We start from the raw sequence: 16,199 nt of genomic DNA, 5'->3' as shown, positions 1-16,199 counted from the left end.
TGGGCCACATTCCCCGCGGGGGTGTGGCCCACCGGCCGTCGTGGCCCGTCGTGGAGCCCGCGGTCGTGCCGGCAGGCATGAACGGGGGAGTGGCGGGGAAGGACACAGGGCCCGGTTTGACCCTCCGGACGGCGGCCCGTAACCTTGCCCTTCGGCGTGTTTCCATGCGCCTGTCCCTGAGCAACCCCCTCCCTTCACAGGTGAGAGGCCGCTCGTCCATTCGGATCACCCCGGGCCCCGGCCCGTGTGAGCGGCTGGCATCAGGGGCCCCGTTCCGAGCGAGAGAGAGATCCGCGTGTACGCCATCGTGCGCAGCGGTGGCCGCCAGCACAAGGTTGCTGTCGGTGACATCGTTGAGGTTGACAAGATTTCCACTGCCCAGGTTGGCGACACGGTCGAGCTCTCGACCCTGCTCGTGGTCGACGGCGACGCCGTGACCAGCGACCCGTGGGTGCTGGCCGGGATCAAGGTCCAGGCCGAGGTCGTGGACCACCACAAGGGCGCGAAGATCGACATCCTTCGCTACAAGAACAAGACCGGCTACCGCCGTCGCCAGGGTCACCGTCAGCAGTACACGGCGATCAAGGTCACCGGTATCCCCGCGGCTGCGAAGTAAGGGACTGAGGAGACATGGCACACAAGAAGGGCGCATCGTCCACCCGGAACGGGCGCGATTCCAATGCTCAGCGGCTCGGCGTGAAGCGCTTCGGCGGTCAGGCCGTCAACGCCGGTGAGATCCTGGTCCGCCAGCGCGGCACGCACTTCCACCCGGGCACGGGCGTCGGCCGTGGCGGCGACGACACGCTGTTCGCTCTCGCCGCCGGTGCGGTCGAGTTCGGCACGCACCGTGGCCGCAAGGTCGTGAACATCGTTCCGATCGCCGGCTGATTTTCGGCGCTCGTCGAGCGGTTTCTGCGGAGGCGGACCTCACTTCCCGTACGGGAAGCGGGTCCGCCTTTCGCGTGTTTCTCCCATGAGGGACAGCTGTCTCCCAGCGGTACGGCACGAGCCGGCGGGGCAGCACGAGTGAGATATTTCTGCATGCATGTAACTGGAGGTTTCAACCATGACCACCTTCGTGGACCGCGTCGAGCTGCACGTCGCCGCGGGTAACGGGGGCCACGGCTGTGCCTCCGTACACCGTGAGAAGTTCAAGCCGCTCGGCGGCCCGGACGGCGGCAACGGCGGCCGCGGCGGCGATGTGACCCTGGTCGTCGACCAGGCGATCACCACGCTCCTCGACTACCACCACCACCCCCACCGCAAGGCCACCAACGGTCAGCCCGGCGCGGGCGACAACCGTTCCGGCAAGGAGGGCCAGGACCTGGTCCTGCCGGTGCCGGACGGCACGGTCGTGCTCGACCGGAACGGCAATGTGCTCGCCGACCTGATCGGCCAGGGCACCACGTTCGTCGCCGGACAGGGCGGCCGCGGCGGCCTCGGCAACGCCGCGCTGGCCTCCGCCCGGCGCAAGGCCCCCGGCTTCGCGCTGCTCGGCGAGCCCGGCGAGGCCCGGGACATCGTCCTGGAGCTCAAGACCGTCGCCGACGTCGCACTGGTCGGCTACCCGAGCGCCGGCAAGTCCTCGCTGATCTCCGTCCTCTCGGCGGCCAAGCCGAAGATCGCCGACTACCCGTTCACGACCCTCGTCCCGAACCTCGGCGTGGTCACCGCGGGCAGCACCGTCTACACCGTCGCCGACGTCCCGGGTCTGATCCCGGGCGCCAGCCAGGGCCGTGGCCTCGGCCTGGAGTTCCTGCGGCACGTGGAGCGCTGCTCCGTGCTGGTGCACGTGCTGGACACCGCGACGCTGGAGTCGGACCGCGACCCGGTCTCCGACCTCGACGTGATCGAGGAGGAGCTGAAGCAGTACGGCGGTCTGGAGGACCGGCCCCGCATCGTCGTCCTCAACAAGGTCGACATCCCGGACGGCCAGGACCTCGCCGACATGATCCGCCCGGACCTGGAGGAGCGCGGCTACCGCGTCTTCGAGGTGTCCGCCGTCGCCCACACCGGTCTGAAGGAACTCTCCTTCGCGCTCGCGGGCATCATCGCCGAGGCGCGTGCGGCCAAGCCGGTGGAGGTGGCGACCCGGATCGTCATCCGCCCGAAGGCCGTCGACGACGCGGGCTTCACCGTCACCCTGGAAGAGGACGGCATCTACCGGGTGCGCGGCGAGAAGCCGGAGCGCTGGGTGCGCCAGACCGACTTCAACAACGACGAGGCCGTCGGCTACCTGGCCGACCGGCTCAACCGCCTCGGTGTCGAGGACGAACTGGTGAAGGCCGGAGCCCGGGCGGGCGACGGCGTCGCCATCGGCGCCGAGGACAACGCGGTCGTCTTCGACTGGGAGCCGACCCTGGCGGCGGGCGCGGAGATGCTCGGCCGTCGTGGCGAGGACCACCGGCTCGAAGCACCGCGCCCCGCGGCGCAGCGCCGGCGCGAGCGCGAGACGGAGCGCGACGAGGCACAGCGCGAGTTCGACGAGTTCAACCCGTTCTAGAACGGGCACCGGCCGCCGGACCGGCCTGTTCCGCAGGCCCGTCCGGCGGTGGTGCACGCTCTCCGCGTCATACGTCCGGGGGAACCGAACCCGCTCAAGGGTGAATCATGCCGCTCACTCGTGTGGCGTCGGTCACCCGGCCGGGACGCGTTAATTCCGGTATCCGCCCTGATCGCAAGGCAACAAAAGGTTTCGATACGGCATGCGGCGGCCGACGTCCACCTTGCGAGACGGTAACGGAGAGTGCAACCATCGCGGTATCTCCCAGCCTCGCAAGGTAGGTCGTCTGTGTCTGCTCAGCACATAGTCAAAGCCCGAACCACAGCAGTCGTGCTCGCCGGCGGTACCGGTCAGCGCGTGGGTCTGTCCATTCCCAAGCAGCTGCTGAAGATCGCAGGCAAGGCTGTCATCGAGCACACACTGTCGATCTTCCAGCAGGCCGACTCCATCGACGACGTCATCGTGCTGATGGCCCCGGGCTACGTGCCCGACATCGAGAAGATCGTCGCCAAGGCCGGACTCACCAAGGTCACCAAGGTGATCGAGGGCGGCTCCACGCGCAACGAGACCACCGAGCGCGCCATCGCGGCCCTCGGCGAGGGCCTGGCCGAGGGCGAGGACCGCAATGTCCTCTTCCACGACGCCGTGCGCCCGCTGCTCTCGCAGCGTGTCATCAAGGACTGCGTCGACGCCCTCGACCGCTACGAGGCCGTCGACGTCGCCATCCCGTCCGCGGACACGATCATCGTGACCCGCACCCACGGCGGCGACGGCGAGTTCATCACCGATGTGCCCGACCGCTCCCGGCTGCGCCGGGGCCAGACGCCGCAGGCCTTCAAGCTCTCCACGATCCGCCGGGCCTACGAGGTCGCTGCGGGCGACCCGAACTTCCAGGCGACCGACGACTGCTCGGTCGTGCTGAAGTACCTCCCCGACGTACCGATCTACGTCGTGGCGGGCGACGAGTACAACATGAAGGTCACCCAGCCGGTCGACGTCTTCATCGCGGACAAGCTCTTCCAGCTGGCCTCCACGGCCGTTCCGCAGCCGACCGACGACGCCGCCTACCGCGAACTGCTCACCGGCAAGACCCTCGTCGTCTTCGGCGGCTCCTACGGCATCGGCGCGGACATCGCGACGCTCGCCGAGTCCTACGGCGCCACCGTCTACGCCCTGGGCCGCTCCACCACCGGTACGCACGTGGAGAACCCCGAGCACATCGACGAGGCGCTCTCCAAGGCGTACGCCGACACCGGCCGTGTCGACTACGTGATCAACACCGCGGGCGTGCTCCGCATCGGCAAGCTGGCCGAGACGGACAACGCGACCATCCAGGAAGCGCTGAACGTCAACTACCTGGCACCGGTGCAGATCGCCCGCGCCTCGTACAAGTACCTCGCCGAGACCAAGGGTCAGCTGCTGCTCTACACCTCCAGCAGCTACACCCGGGGCCGCGCCGAGTACAGCCTCTACTCGTCGACCAAGGCCGCCATGGTGAACCTCACCCAGGCGCTCTCGGACGAGTGGGCGGCCGACGGGGTGCGGGTGAACTGCGTGAACCCCGAGCGCACGGCCACGCCGATGCGCACCAAGGCGTTCGGCGCGGAGCCCGCGGGCACGCTGCTCTCCTCCGAGGCGGTCGCCAGGACCTCGCTCGACGTCCTGCTCTCGGAGATGACCGGCCATGTCATCGACGTACGCCAGCAGGACCCGACGCGTGGCGCCTCCGAGGCATCCGGTTTCGAGCAGGCGCTTGCCGCTGTCCTGGACCGACAGGCCGATGTGTAATACTGCTTGACAATCGACTATTCGGACCCCTGCAGTCGCCATGTGCGAACCGCAGGGGTCCGAATTCGTGAAGCTCAGCCTTCACATTCCCCACGTAAGGTAAAAGTCGGCACCCTCGGGAGCGGTACTTCGTGATTTCGAAAGCCATGCGCTTGGCTCGGGTGGGCAGCGGTTCGGAGCTGGCCGCCGCGCTCCTGGTGGCTCTGGGGTTCCCGTGCATAATGCTCGCGGCAATAATCCCCAATCTCTGGTTCTTCGCCGCGGCCACCGCGGTCACCTATCTCGCGGACCGGTATCTGCACCACTGCGGCAGCTATCTGATCAACCGGCTCGCCGCGGTCCGGGCGGGGCTTTCCATCCGCTTCCTGGTCCGGCAACTCCTGCTCGTCCTGCTGCTGTCCCGCATGGGATACGGCGAGCAGACGCTCTTCTACGTCACGGTCGCCTGCCTGCTGGCGTTCTACGGGCTCCAGGCACCGCAGAGCGCGATGGTCACCCTGATCCGGCTGCGCCGCAAGCTTCCGGTGGTCACCCGCAACATCGACCTGGCCGCGGTGCGGATCGCGGACGCCCCGCCGCAGAGCCTGATGAACCGGCCCGCCGAGAAGATGCTGCACCTGGACGTCTTCTCGATGGTGGGTGTGCTGGTCGCGGTCGAGACCGGCAAGGAGGCCATCGCGTACATCGGCCTCGGCCTGACGCTCGTTCTCGCGGTCTGCTACCTGGCGGCGCTGCTGCCGTACGTCCGGCCGAGCCGGCTCGTACCCCCGGAGACCAAGGTCCTCAACGCGGTGGGCGACTGGCTCGCCGAGTACCGGCCGACCGTGATGCTGTACTTCTCCGGCTCCAAGGACTCCGCCTACCAGGTCAACATGTGGCTGGAGACCATGGCGCAGCTCGGCGGCCGGCCGATGATCCTGCTCCGTGAGCGCAACATCGTGCCGCAGCTCGCCACCACCTCGGTGCCGGTGCTCTGCGTGCCCGGCGGTGTCCACCTGATGAACCTGGACCTCTCGTCGGTGCGGGTCGCGCTGTACGCGGCCAACGTCGGCAAGAACATCCACCTGCTCCGGGTGCCGACGATGAAGCACGTCTTCATCGGCCACGGCGACAGCGACAAGATCGCCAGCGTCAACCCGTACAGCAAGGTGTACGACGAGGTGTGGACCGCGGGCCGGGCCGGCCGCGACCGTTACGCGCTGGCCGACGTCGGGGTGCGCGACGAGGACATCGTGGAGGTGGGCCGCCCGCAGCTGGCCACCATCCAGTCCTGGTCGGGCACGCAGAAGAACCCGATCCCGACCGTGCTGTACGCCCCCACCTGGGAGGGCTGGGACGACAACCCGGGCAACACCTCCCTGCTGCTGGCCGGCGAGAACATCGTCAGGCGGCTGCTGGAGGCCCAGCAGCCGGTCCGGCTGCTGTACAAGCCGCACCCCTTCACCGGCACCCGCAGCGCCAAGGCCAAGGCGGTGCACCTGCGCATCACGGCGATGATCGAGCAGGCCGCCGCCGAACGTGCCACCGACTCCCGCTGGGCGGAGCAGTCGGCCGCGCTCCAGAGCGAGCAGGCCGAGGCGCGGGCCGAGCTGGTCCGTATCGAGGCACGGCTGGCCGAGCTGGCCGGCGGCGGACGCACCGCGCGGGACGAGGCGGAGCTGTCCCGGGACTCGCTGGCCGACCCGGCGCGCGAGGCCGAGACCGCGAAGCTCAAGGACGAGTGGAACGCGGCGTCCTGGCGTGCTCAGGGCTGGTGGGAGCACCGGGTCATCACCGGCGCCCAGATGCGGCTGTACGACTGCTTCAACGAGTCGGACGCCATGGTCTCGGACATCTCCAGCGTGGTCTCCGACTTCATCGCGAGCGGCAAGCCGTACGCGGTCACGGACTCGGCCGAGCTGGGCGAGGAGGAGTTCCGCCGGCAGAACACCGCGGTGCGCGCCGCGGTGATCCTCTCCAACTCGGCGGCCGAGCTGGACGAGCTGCTCGCCGCGGTGACGGATCCGGCCGCGGACGCCCGGGCGGATGCCAGGAGCGAGCTGAAGCAGTACCTCCTCGGCCCGGACGAGCCCACCTCGATCGTGCAGTTCGACAGGGCCGTGAAGGCGCTCTCGGCCAAGTCCGATGCGCGGAACGCCGGAGTGGCGAAGAGCCTGGGCGAACCCGTGGGTGGCTGAAAGTCAACCATTTGCATTACATGATCGGGCAAGGCCCGGCACACCCCGCAAAGGGTTGTGCCGGGCCTTTGTGATGAGTGTCACTAATTGGTCGCGTGGCGTAGGACAACCAACGGACCGGACCGACTGTCTTCTGATTGTGTGAACGAGACGCAAATTCCTGACGTGACTGTGGTTGTCGGTGCATATGAGGCGATGCCCTACCTCATTCGTTGTCTCGAATCGGTGGAAGCGCAGACCATCGGCGCCGACCGCATCGAAATTGTTGCGGTCGACGACGGTTCCACCGACGGCACGGGTGAGTACCTCGAGGAATTCGCCGCGCGGTCGAAGGTTCCGACCCGGGTGGTCAGACAGAAGAACTCCGGTGGTCCCAGCGGGCCGCGCAATGTGGGTATCGGTCTGGCCCGCGGCCGCTACGTGTTCTTCCTGGACGCGGACGACTACTTCGGGGACGAGGCGCTGGAGCGGATGGTGGCCATGGCCGACCGTGCGGGCACCGATGTGGTGCTCGGCAAGGTGGTCGGCGTGAACAGGGGAGCGCCGCAGTCGATGTGGGGTGCCACCAAGGAACGTGTCGACGTCTACAACTCCAAGGTCATTTACACCCTGAGTGCCCAGAAGCTCTTCCGGCGTGAACTCCTGGAGCGTCTTGCCCTGAGGTTCGACGAGAATCTCAGAACCGGTGAGGACGCCCTCTTCACGATGGAGGCGTATCTGCGCGGCGCCGGGGTCTCGGTGATCTCCAATTACGTCTGCTATTACCTGGTGGGCCGTGACGACGGGAAGCACGTCACGAAGAGCGGCACCTATGAATGGCGCTTCGACTCGATGCGCGCCATGATGTCGCTCATTCACCGGATCGAGCCCGCGGGTCCGAAACGGGATTTCCTGATGGTCCGGCCTTTCACGGTCGGCATGCTCCAGCAGTTCGGCCCCGTCGTGCTGAAGGATTCCGAGGAAGTCCGGCGGCACAAGATGGAACTCGTGGCTCCGCTGATGGAGATGTACTGGAACGACGGCGTGGCCCGGCTGATCAAGGTCTCGGAGCGGCTGCGTCTGGCCTGTGTGGCACAGGGCAGGATGGACCTGCTCATCGAGGTGGTGCGGTACATCCGGGCCAAGACGGTCCCGGACGTGGTCCGCTCGCGCAACGGTGACACGCTCTACCTCGCGTACCCGCACTTCCGCGACACGTCGGCCGGTCTGGCCGATGCGAACTACGAGGTGACCGTGCCGGACTGGCACGGCGGCAAGCGCATAGAGCAGCCGAGGGCCGCCGCCCGCCGGGCCTCGCTGTCCCGGCGCGTGGCCAGCAGGATGCGCCGGGACATGAGGCGCTGGAAGGCTCGGCTGGCCGTGGAGTGACGGCCGCTCGTGCGCCGGGTGGATCGCGAGTGCACCCGCAGGATCGATTCACCGAAGATCACACCGAGAAGCAACAGTAAAATCGTCCGGACGTCGCGCCCGCGACAGGACCGACAGATCACCATGGGGACTGGTCACGTGAAGGCTCTCGTACTATCCGGAGGGGCCGGCACACGCCTGCGTCCCATCACACACACCTCGGCCAAGCAGCTGGTGCCCGTGGCCAACAAGCCCGTGCTCTTCTACGGTCTGGAAGCCATCGCGGAAGCGGGCATCACCGAGGTCGGCATCATCGTCGGCGACACCGCGCCCGAGATCCGCGAGGCGGTCGGCGACGGTTCCGCGCTCGGCATCGAGGTCACGTACATCCCGCAGGACGAGCCGCTCGGCCTCGCCCACGCGGTGCTGATCGCCCGGGACTTCCTGGGGGACGACGACTTCGTCATGTACCTCGGCGACAACTTCATCGTCGGTGGGATCACCGGTCTGGTGGAGGAGTTCCGCGCGGACAAGCCCGATGCGCAGATCCTGCTGACGCAGGTGCCCAACCCGACCTCCTTCGGTGTCGCGGAGCTCGACGCCAATGGCCGGGTCGCGGCGCTGGAGGAGAAGCCGAAGGAGCCCAAGAGCGACCTGGCGCTCGTCGGCGTCTACCTCTTCACCCCCGCGATCCACGAGGCGGTCCGCTCGATCGAGCCGTCCTGGCGCGGCGAGCTGGAGATCACGCACGCCATCCAGTGGCTGATCGACCAGAAGCGCGACGTGCGCTCCACCACGATCCACGGCTACTGGAAGGACACCGGCAACGTCACCGACATGCTGGAGGTCAACAGGACCGTCCTGGAGGCCGTCGAGCCGTTCCACGAGGACGCCGAGGTCGACGAGGACAGCGAGATCATCGGCCGGGTGCGGATCGAGGCGGGCGCGAAGGTCAGCGGCAGCCGCATCGTCGGGCCCGTGATCATCGGCGCGCGTTCCGTGATCAGCGGCGCGTACGTGGGCCCGTTCACCTCGGTCTCCGAGGACGTCCGCATCGAGGACAGCGAGATCGAGTACTCCATCGTTCTGCGGGGCGCCTCCATCGCCGGTGTCCGCCGCGTCGAGGCCTCGCTCATCGGCCGTGACGTCGAAGTGACCCCCGCGCCCCGTTCCCCGTCCGCCCACCGACTCGTACTCGGCGACCACAGCAAGGTGCAGATCTCTTCATGACCACCAACATCCTGGTGACCGGCGGTGCCGGCTTCATCGGCTCGCACTACGTCCGTACGGTGCTCGGTCCCGAGGGCCCCGGCGACATCGCCGTCACCGTGCTCGACAAGCTCACCTACGCGGGCAACCCGGCCAACCTCGACGAGGTGCGCGACCACCCCGGTTTCCGGTTCGTGCAGGGTGACATCTGCGACCCGGAGCTGGTCGCCAAGCTGATGGCCGAGCACGACCAGGTGGTGCACTTCGCCGCCGAGTCCCACGTGGACCGTTCCATCGACGGCGGCGCCGAGTTCGTCCGCACCAACGTCGTGGGCACCCACACCCTGATCCACGCCGCGCACCTGGCGGGCATCAAGACCTTCGTGCACATCTCCACGGACGAGGTCTACGGCTCGATCGACGAGGGCTCCTGGCCCGAGACCCACCCGCTCGCGCCCAACTCGCCGTACTCCGCCGCCAAGGCCTCCAGCGACCTGATCGCGCTCTCGTACCACCGCACCCACGGCCTCGACGTGCGGGTGACCCGCTGCTCCAACAACTACGGGCACCACCACTTCCCCGAGAAGGTCATCCCGCTCTTCGTCACCAACCTGCTGGACGGCAAGACGGTCCCGCTCTACGGCGACGGCGCCAACGTCCGCGACTGGCTGCACATCGACGACCACGTCCAGGGCATCGAGCTGGTCCGCACCAAGGGCCGGGCCGGCGAGGTCTACAACATCGGCGGTGGCACCGAGCTCTCCAACAAGGAGCTCACGGGCCTGCTGCTGGACGCCTGCGGCGCCGACTGGGACACCAGCGTCACGTACGTCGAGGACCGCAAGGGCCACGACCGCCGCTACTCGGTCGACTGCACCAAGATCCGCGAGGAGCTCGGCTACGAGCCCCGCAAGGACTTCCGTACCGGCCTCGCCGAGACCGTGCAGTGGTACCGCGACAACCGCGCCTGGTGGGAGCCGCTGAAGGACCGGGCCGCGCTGTGAGCGCCGTCTGGCTGGTCACCGGAGCCGCCGGGATGCTGGGCCAGGACGTCCTGGCCCGGCTCGCCGGCGAGGACGTCACCGCCGTCGCCGCGAACCGTGCGGCCGTGGACATCGCCGACCCGGAGTCGGTGCGGGCGGCCTTCGGCAAGCACCGCCCCGCCGTGGTGGTGAACTGCGCCGCCTGGACCGCGGTCGACGACGCCGAGTCCCAGGAGGACGCCGCGCTGCGGGTCAACGGCACGGGCCCCGCGGTCCTCGCCGAGGCCTGCCGCGAACACGGCGCCGTGCTGCTCCAGGTCTCCACGGACTACGTCTTCGCCGGTGACGGCGTCAAGCCGTACGCCGAGGACGACCCGACCGGGCCGCGCAGCGCCTACGGCCGCACCAAGCTGGCCGGCGAACAGGCCGTGCTGACCACCCTGCCGGAGACCGGCTACGTGGTCCGTACCGCCTGGCTGTACGGCGCGGGCGGCGGCAACTTCGTCCGTACGATGATCAAGCTGGAGGGCGTCAAGGACACCCTCGACGTGGTGGACGACCAGCGCGGTCAGCCCACCTGGACCGTCGATCTGGCCGACCGGCTGGTCCGGCTCGGGCAGGCCGCCCTCGCGGGCACCGCCCCCGCCGGTGTGTACCACGGCACCAGCGGCGGCGAGACCACCTGGTTCGGCTTCACCCGGGAGATCTTCCGGCTGCTCGGCACCGACCCGGAGCGGGTCCGCCCCACGAGCAGTGAGGCCTTCGTGCGGCCGGCTCCCCGGCCCGCGTTCAGCGTGCTGGGCCACGACCGCTGGGCCGCGGCCGGGATCGAACCGGTCCGGGACTGGCGGGCGGCGCTGGAGGAAGCCTTTCCGGCGCTTCTCGCGGCAGAGCGGCCATGATCATAAATTGATCGTACAGACGGTCAAATCTCGCCGATTTTCAGAGTTTTTCAGAACCAGGGTTTACATAGGGGAGAACGCTTACATCACAGTGCGGTCATGAGGTAACTTCGCCGGGCACCAGACCAGTTGGTTACCTGCGAAGGGCTGCTCCAAGTGAACCGCCACGACTTCCTGCGTCATCTGCACCGCGTATACCGCCCCCGGAACTATCTGGAGATCGGGGTCAACGACGGCAGAAGTTTGGCCCTTTCACGGGTCCCTTCCGTCGCCGTCGACCCCGCCTTCCGGGTCGTGACGGACATCAGCTGTGACGTCCACCTGGTCAAGGCGACGAGCGACGACTTCTTCGCCCGCAAGGACCCGCTGCTGCACCTGCGCAACGGCCGGAACCCGTTCCGCGCCCTCGCCCGCCGCGATCCGCTCAACGTGCTCGGCGGGGACCCGAAGCTGGAGCTCTCCTTCATCGACGGCATGCACCTCTTCGAGTACGCGCTGCGCGACTTCATGAACGTGGAGAAGCACTCCCGCTGGTCGAGCGTGATCGTGCTGGACGACATGCTCCCGCGCGACGTCGACGAGGCGGCCCGCGACCGCCACACCAAGTTCTGGACCGGCGACGTGTACAAGGTCGTGCAGGTACTGCGCCGCTACCGCCCCGACCTGGTGGTCGTCGAGGTGGACACGGAACCGACCGGCGTGGTCGCCGTGTTCGGCGCCGACCCCGGCAGCGACATCCTGAAGAACGCGTACGACAAGATCATCGAGGAGTTCGTCGTACCCGACCCGCAGGACGTGCCCGAAGAGGTGCTGGTGCGCAAGAACGCCGTCCGGCCCGAGACCCTGCTCCGCGCCGACTTCTGGCCGGCCCTGGCCCGCGCCCGCAACCTGCGCCGCCCGCGCTCCGCGTTCGCGCCGCTGCGCTCGCGCATCGAGGCCGTGACGGGCTGACCCGGTCCGGACAGCACGAAGCCCCCGTGATCCGCACGGACCACGGGGGCTTCGGCGTACCGGCGGCTCAGCCGCGGGCGCGCAGCTGCGCGTAGTACTCCTGGCACGCCTCGTACGTGGGCAGCAGGCCCTGCTGCTCGGCCTCGGCCAGCGAGGGCGCCGCGGCGTCCTTGTCGGACAGCAGCGGGGTGATCCCCTGCGGCCACTCGATGCCCAGCTCGGGGTCGAGCGGATTGATGCCGTGCTCGCGGCCGGGCGCGTAGCCCTCGGAGCACAGATAGGCGACCGAGGCGTCGTCCGTCAGCGCCATGAAGGCGTGGCCGAGCCCCTCGGCGAGGTACACGGAGTGGTGGTCGACGTCGTCGAGCCGGACGGCCTCCCACTGCTTGTACGTGGGGGAGCCGACCCGGATGTCCACGATGACGTCGAGCACCGCGCCGCGCACGCACTTGACGTACTTCGCCTGGCTCGGCGGCACGTCGGCGAAGTGCACGCCGCGCAGCGTTCCCCGGCTGGAGACGGAGAAGTTGGCCTGGGCGAGCCGCAGCGTGTGCCCGACGGCCTCGCTGAGCTCCGACGCCTTGAACCACTCGTGGAAGCTGCCGCGGCTGTCCGGGAAGACCTTGGGCTCATGCACCCAGGCCCCTGCGATGGAGAGCTGCCGCATGCGATCACGTCCTTGTTCTGTCGCTCGTGGCCGATGGATCCGGCCGGTGTGTGCTGGTGGGAAGCGTACGGAGGTACGGGGCGGGGTCAGCCGGTGAACCGGGCGGCGAGGCGCCGTGCCCGCTTGCGGCTCTTGGCCGGGAGCCGGCGCACGAGGGGGCCGCCGACCGCGCGCAGCGCGCGGCGCAGCTTCGCCTTCCGGCGCCTGCCGACGATTCCCTGCATGATCTCGGCCTCGATCGCGGGCAGGCTCTGCGGGACGGTGATCCGGCCGCTCTTGCCGACGGCGACGTCGCAGAGGTGGAACGCGGGATGCTTGTCGCCGTCCAGCCGGACCGCGAGCTTCCAGGTGCCGGGCGCGACGCCCGGCGCGCGGTCGGGCACCGTCAGGTGGGCCCGGCCGTCGGTGGGGCGCAGCGTGGTGCGGAGCTGGTGGGACGGGCCGTCGGAGCCGTCCGCCGGGCTCAGGACCAGCGTGGTCGCGGAGGGCGCGGTGGCGGACGTGGTGAACAGGTCCAGCCGCAGCTCGGTGGGGCTGCCGGGGGAGCGGCGCACCGGGCGGCCTTCGAGGTACTCGGCCAGCCTCTTGGAACGGCGGGCCACATCGAGGGTGATGTTGCCGTGCGGGTCGGTGAAGTACGGGATGACGGCACGGGCCGGTGAACCCAGCGAGGCCGGCAGGCAGGCGGCGTCCACCTCCGGGGCGCGGTCGGCGCCGAGCCGGGCCTTGCGGACCAGACCGAGACCGCGCAGCGGCACCCAGACGTCCCAGAAGCCGCGCGACACCCGGCCGCGGCCCTTGACCGCCTCCGAACCGATCTGGCCGCTGCCGTGCAGGACGACCTCGCAGACGTCGTCGCCGAGCTCCTCGACACGGGCGGTGAAGGTCGCGGGGCAGGACCACTCGACGGCGGTCTCGCGGTTGCGCAGCGACACCTCGGCGGAGAACCCGGACATGTCGTCGGTGACGTCCAGCAGCTCGCCGTCCGGCAGCAGGCCCTCGGTGATGTCGGGGTGCAGGAAGTAGCGCCCGTCGCGGCGCAGCAGCGTCAGCGGGGCCTGGTCCTCGCCGTGGACGAGACGGCCGCTGATGGTGAGGTCGATCCTGCCGTCCGGCCGCCAGTCGAACTTCTCCAGGCGGGCCGCCGCCTTGACCGACGCGGCGAACCGGGAGATCCGGACGAGGCCCTGGCGGTCATTGTTGCGCAGCAGCGAGGAGCGCAGCCGGAGCACCGGACCGAGCCCGTCGTGCACCCCGTCGTCCATGAAGTCCGTGGCCAGGCCCTGGACGGCGTCGCACATCTCGTCCAGGTACTCGGGGTCGTACTTGAGGACGGCGGGCTCGCTGAGCCGGCCGAGCATCTCGACGCGGTAGAAGCGGCGCAGCAGCATGTCCCGGAACTCGCCGGGCTCCGTGTTCTCCACGACGACGTCGAGGACCTCACGGAGGTTGCCGTAGTAGCCGGACGGGATGATCTTCGCGGAACCGGCGTTCTGGCCGTCGTCCCGGCGGGAGTAGTAGTAGCAGGTGTAGTTGCCGAGGATCGAGACGACCTTGGCGGGGAAGTACGCCTGCATCATGTAGAGCTGGTCCTCGAGCCGGCGCTTGCCCTCGGGGTAGGCGATGCCGTTCTCGCGGAGGAACTCCGTACGGAACATCTTGTGCGGCGTGAGGCTGTCGTACAGGGGCGCGTCGTGCAGGGTGCACTTCTCGCGGTTCTTCTTGAACACACCGTGCGGGACGCCGCGGAAGTTGCTCGCCACCTTGCCGATGACGATGTCCGAACCGTTGCGGTGACCCATGTCGTACAGCCGCTGCAGGGCGCCGGAGGCGAGGTAGTCGTCCTGGTCGACGAACTGGACGTACTCGCCCTTCGCCTCGTCCACACCGATGTTGCGGGGCTTTCCGGGCCAGCCGGAGTTCGGGATGGTGATCACACGGAAGTGCGGGTGCTCCCCGGCCAGCTTCTCGAGTCGCTCACGAGTGTCGTCCGTCGAGCCATCGTTGACGAAGAGAACTTCGAATTCCCCTGCCGGGAGAGTCTGTCGCAGCAGCGAGTCGATGCAGGGGTCGATGTACTTGCCCGGGTTGTATACAGGAATGACGACACTTACTTTGACTGGCATTGCTGCTGTCCCATGTCTGTGAGAAGTCCCTCTGGCCGGCGGCGGACGCAGGGCCTGCGCTGCTGGAAATGGGCATGGAAAGCCGCCCGCCGTGCACCCTATCGGCTGTTAGATGGTCGAGATGCCCCGATGGTTGCGTGCTCCGACACGGCGTGATTCTGCCGACAGTGTGCGGATACTGCCCGAGGAGTCCCACGACATTCGGTATATGCGCGCGGTCGCGCGGATGAACGGCCGGTGCGGCGCGGCCGCCGGGCGGCGCCGGTCCAGAGGGCGGAACGCACGGGCGCCGTTTCCGCGGCTCGCGTAGATTGCGGGGGCTGGGCGAGGCCGAATCATTGGGGATGGACGTGTCAGGGGCAAGGCAGGGCGTCACAGAGGCCCGCAGGATCGTGGTCAAGGTCGGTTCCTCGTCCCTCACCACCGCCGCGGGCGGCCTCGACGCGGACCGTGTCGACGCGCTCGTCGACGTACTGGCCAAGGTGAGAAGCGGCGGGGAGCGCGAGATCGTGCTCGTCTCCAGCGGCGCCATCGCGGCCGGGCTCGCCCCGCTCGGACTGCTGCGCCGCCCCAAGGACCTGGCCCGGCAGCAGGCCGCCGCCAGCGTCGGCCAGGGACTGCTCGTCGCCCGCTACACCGCCTCCTTCGCACGGTACGGAGTCCGCGTCGGCCAGGTGCTGCTCACCAGCAACGACACCAGCCGCCGCGCCCACTACCGCAACGCCTGCCGCACCCTCGACCAGCTCCTGGACATGGGCGCGCTCCCGGTCGTCAACGAGAACGACACCGTCGCCACCGACGAGATCCGCTTCGGCGACAACGACCGGCTCGCCGCGCTCGTCGCCCACCTCGTCCGCGCGGACCTGCTGGTCCTCCTCTCGGACGTGGACGGCCTCTACGACGGCGACCCCAGCACCCCGGGCACCTCGCGGGTCGCCGAGGTGGCCGGCCCCGAGGATCTGGCGGGCGTCACCATCGGCAGCGCCGGGAAGGCGGGCGTCGGCACCGGCGGCATGGTCACCAAGGTCGAGGCCGCCCGGATCGCCACGGCCGCCGGCGTCCCCGTCGTCCTCACCTCGGCGAGCCGGGCCGCCGACGCCCTGGCCGGACGCGACACCGGTACGTACTTCCACCGCACCGGGCGCCGCTCGGCCGACCGGCTGCTCTGGCTCGCCCACGCCTCCACCCCGCAGGGCTCACTGACCCTCGACGACGGGGCCGTGCGGGCCGTCGTCGACCGCCACAGCTCGCTGCTGCCCGCCGGGATCGCCTCGGTCCAGGGCGAGTTCACCGCCGGCGACCCGGTGGAACTGCGCGACCTCGAAGGCCGGCCCGTGGCCCGCGGGCTCGTCAACTTCGATGCCAAGGAGATCCCGCAGCTGCTCGGCCGCTCCACCCGCGACCTGGCGCGGGAACTCGGTCCGGCCTACGAGCGCGAGGTCGTACACAGGGACGATCTGGTCGTACTGCACACCTGACAAACCCCTGAAACGGCTGAAAGTCCAGTCTCGGGGCAGAGACCTTCACGAAAACCGCCCCATCCCCG

Annotated in this window: 13 protein-coding genes; 11 read left to right on the top strand and 2 right to left on the bottom strand. The window is 69.0% G+C overall.

Going from position 1 to position 16,199, the window contains the following annotated elements; all coding sequences use genetic code 11:
* The first annotated feature begins 295 nt into the window (after positions 1-295).
* From rplU to ACWCPY_RS08540, 10 genes are all read left to right on the top strand, one after another.
* Complete coding sequence (rplU, locus tag ACWCPY_RS08585) at positions 296-616, top strand: 50S ribosomal protein L21 (RefSeq protein WP_030921216.1); 321 nt, start codon at positions 296-298, stop codon at positions 614-616.
* Between the two features lie 14 nt (positions 617-630).
* On the top strand, positions 631-888 hold the full coding sequence (gene rpmA / locus ACWCPY_RS08580; protein WP_018103204.1) for a 50S ribosomal protein L27: 258 nt from the start codon (positions 631-633) through the stop codon (positions 886-888).
* Positions 889-1,066: 178 nt separating this feature from the next.
* The gene (gene obgE, locus ACWCPY_RS08575) at positions 1,067-2,503 is read left to right on the top strand and encodes a GTPase ObgE (RefSeq protein ID WP_451263592.1); all 1,437 of its coding nucleotides are present in this window, start codon (positions 1,067-1,069) and stop codon (positions 2,501-2,503) included.
* 288 nt (positions 2,504-2,791) lie between these two features.
* Complete coding sequence (locus ACWCPY_RS08570) at positions 2,792-4,291, top strand: D-ribitol-5-phosphate cytidylyltransferase (RefSeq protein WP_451263590.1); 1,500 nt, start codon at positions 2,792-2,794, stop codon at positions 4,289-4,291.
* A gap of 146 nt (positions 4,292-4,437) precedes the next feature.
* Positions 4,438-6,468: a hypothetical protein gene (locus ACWCPY_RS08565; protein WP_451263588.1), complete on the top strand. Its 2,031-nt coding sequence runs from the start codon at positions 4,438-4,440 to the stop codon at positions 6,466-6,468.
* Between the two features lie 141 nt (positions 6,469-6,609).
* Positions 6,610-7,836 (top strand): glycosyltransferase family 2 protein, encoded by a 1,227-nt coding sequence (locus ACWCPY_RS08560; RefSeq protein ID WP_451263587.1) that lies wholly within the window; start codon positions 6,610-6,612, stop codon positions 7,834-7,836.
* Between the two features lie 138 nt (positions 7,837-7,974).
* Complete coding sequence (locus tag ACWCPY_RS08555; RefSeq protein WP_397802757.1) at positions 7,975-9,045, top strand: glucose-1-phosphate thymidylyltransferase; 1,071 nt, start codon at positions 7,975-7,977, stop codon at positions 9,043-9,045.
* The gene (gene rfbB / locus ACWCPY_RS08550; RefSeq protein WP_124717742.1) at positions 9,042-10,028 is read left to right on the top strand and encodes a dTDP-glucose 4,6-dehydratase; all 987 of its coding nucleotides are present in this window, start codon (positions 9,042-9,044) and stop codon (positions 10,026-10,028) included. The genes ACWCPY_RS08555 and rfbB overlap by 4 nt, the downstream gene beginning before the upstream one ends.
* The gene (gene rfbD / locus ACWCPY_RS08545) at positions 10,025-10,909 is read left to right on the top strand and encodes a dTDP-4-dehydrorhamnose reductase (RefSeq protein ID WP_451263586.1); all 885 of its coding nucleotides are present in this window, start codon (positions 10,025-10,027) and stop codon (positions 10,907-10,909) included. The genes rfbB and rfbD overlap by 4 nt, the downstream gene beginning before the upstream one ends.
* Positions 10,910-11,065: 156 nt before the next feature.
* Positions 11,066-11,860 carry a class I SAM-dependent methyltransferase gene (locus ACWCPY_RS08540; protein WP_451263585.1) on the top strand — a complete coding sequence of 265 codons (795 nt, stop codon included), beginning with the start codon at positions 11,066-11,068 and terminating at the stop codon, positions 11,858-11,860.
* Between the two features lie 67 nt (positions 11,861-11,927).
* On the opposite strand, the gene rfbC is transcribed toward ACWCPY_RS08540, so the two are convergent.
* The gene (gene rfbC, locus ACWCPY_RS08535) at positions 11,928-12,527 is read right to left on the bottom strand and encodes a dTDP-4-dehydrorhamnose 3,5-epimerase (protein WP_329821044.1); all 600 of its coding nucleotides are present in this window, start codon (positions 12,525-12,527) and stop codon (positions 11,928-11,930) included.
* 86 nt (positions 12,528-12,613) lie between these two features.
* Positions 12,614-14,653, bottom strand: a complete 2,040-nt coding sequence (locus ACWCPY_RS08530; protein ID WP_451263584.1) for a glycosyltransferase family 2 protein — start codon at positions 14,651-14,653, stop codon at positions 12,614-12,616.
* Between the two features lie 392 nt (positions 14,654-15,045).
* On the opposite strand from ACWCPY_RS08530, the gene proB reads away from it, so the two are divergent.
* Positions 15,046-16,131 carry a glutamate 5-kinase gene (gene proB / locus ACWCPY_RS08525; RefSeq protein ID WP_451263724.1) on the top strand — a complete coding sequence of 362 codons (1,086 nt, stop codon included), beginning with the start codon at positions 15,046-15,048 and terminating at the stop codon, positions 16,129-16,131.
* Positions 16,132-16,199: the final 68 nt, after the last annotated feature.

Source organism: Streptomyces sp. NPDC002403 (assembly GCF_053593015.1).
Note: the sequence above shows the minus strand (reverse complement) of the source record. Positions and strands in the feature narration are given on the sequence as shown.

Excerpts from the sequence above, each read along its gene's own strand:
- obgE (WP_451263592.1), top strand. The coding sequence starts at position 1,067 with ATGACCACCTTCGTGGACCGCGTCGAGCTGCACGTCGCCGCGGGTAAC.
- ACWCPY_RS08530 (WP_451263584.1), bottom strand. The coding sequence starts at position 14,653 with ATGCCAGTCAAAGTAAGTGTCGTCATTCCTGTATACAACCCGGGCAAG.
- ACWCPY_RS08565 (WP_451263588.1), top strand. The coding sequence starts at position 4,438 with ATGCGCTTGGCTCGGGTGGGCAGCGGTTCGGAGCTGGCCGCCGCGCTC.
- rfbB (WP_124717742.1), top strand. The coding sequence starts at position 9,042 with ATGACCACCAACATCCTGGTGACCGGCGGTGCCGGCTTCATCGGCTCG.
- rfbC (WP_329821044.1), bottom strand. The coding sequence starts at position 12,527 with ATGCGGCAGCTCTCCATCGCAGGGGCCTGGGTGCATGAGCCCAAGGTC.
- rpmA (WP_018103204.1), top strand. The coding sequence starts at position 631 with ATGGCACACAAGAAGGGCGCATCGTCCACCCGGAACGGGCGCGATTCC.